The sequence below is a fragment of the Caballeronia grimmiae genome, from assembly GCF_000698555.1.
Classification (GTDB): Bacteria; Pseudomonadota; Gammaproteobacteria; order Burkholderiales; family Burkholderiaceae; genus Caballeronia; species Caballeronia grimmiae.
This window is the reverse complement of sequence record NZ_JFHE01000126.1, coordinates 1-955: the sequence shown is the minus strand read 5'-3', so window position 1 is coordinate 955 and position 955 is coordinate 1. Positions and strand designations below refer to the sequence as shown.

The 955-nt window shown below is 58.2% G+C and carries 1 protein-coding gene and 1 pseudogene; both read right to left on the bottom strand.

From position 1 onward, the window contains the following. Positions 1-145, bottom strand: a pseudogene (locus BG57_RS34450) (SOS response-associated peptidase family protein); the annotation flags it as partial. Positions 146-188: 43 nt separating this feature from the next. Then, a complete protein-coding gene (locus BG57_RS30915; protein ID WP_035971136.1) occupies positions 189-533 on the bottom strand; it encodes a hypothetical protein in 345 nt (114 codons plus the stop codon). Between the last annotated feature and the right edge of the window lie 422 nt (positions 534-955).

Genomic DNA, 955 nt, shown 5'->3' with positions numbered 1-955 from the left:
CGTCTTCCATCGCCTTCGGGATCTTGGCCTTTCTCCCCTCAGCGCACTCCCAGAACAATCGCGCAAACTCGCGGATATCCATCTGCGCGCCGAACTTCTTCACATAGCGACGATAATCGGCTTGGATCTGCGCGGAGTAATACATGCGTTTCCTTCCTTATCACGGTTATGGCGCTCGGCAGTCGTCCTCAGAGCGCGTCCCTGCACAACGCCAGCATCTTTTTGATGACGGTGCACGAGTAGTTCAGTTGCATGTCGCCGGTGAACAGCGCCTGAACGTTCGACTGACGTACGGCGATGCCCGCGCCTTTCAACTCTCGTTTGGCGAGCTTGAGCGCCAGCTGTCCAAATCGCACGCGTTCGAGCCAATCCATCCAGAGGCTATTGCGTCGAAGCCAGATGCGGCAGCTTTCCACCACATGATCAATCCGCCACTCGTGCGTGAGCGAGTGTGAGGCGGCAAGGGTCGCGACTAGATAGCACAGCAGCTCCGCGCGCGCTTCCGACACTTCGTTGATATCTGATTCAGCCATACGGCACGTGGTTCCTTTCTCTGCTTGTCTGTGACCCTTGTCTCGGTCGATGCGAGGCGGGGCTCCTCAATGGCACGTGCCGACGACGACGCAATAATCAACAGCGGTTCCTCGGTTCGGCGAAAGTCCAGCGGACCCCGCTCCGGGCTGGGCATTGGGATGACTGATATGAGGCATCTGTTGCGGGTCGCCCCTCTCAGGACGTGGAAATAGCCCGCCGTGTGGGATCTCTCACGGCAGGTTTTCTTTTAAATCTCCTGCCACCGTGCTGCGGCCAAGCCCGACAGCGCTCCCTGACGGTCTTCGCGCCCCCTCAAGGCAAGCAATGGGTATGAGCATAGTCGCTCGCGCGCCCGAGGCCGCTAAAAAGGGCGCAATTCCACGTTGCAGTTTTCGATGTAAAGTACTGTACATCCATACAG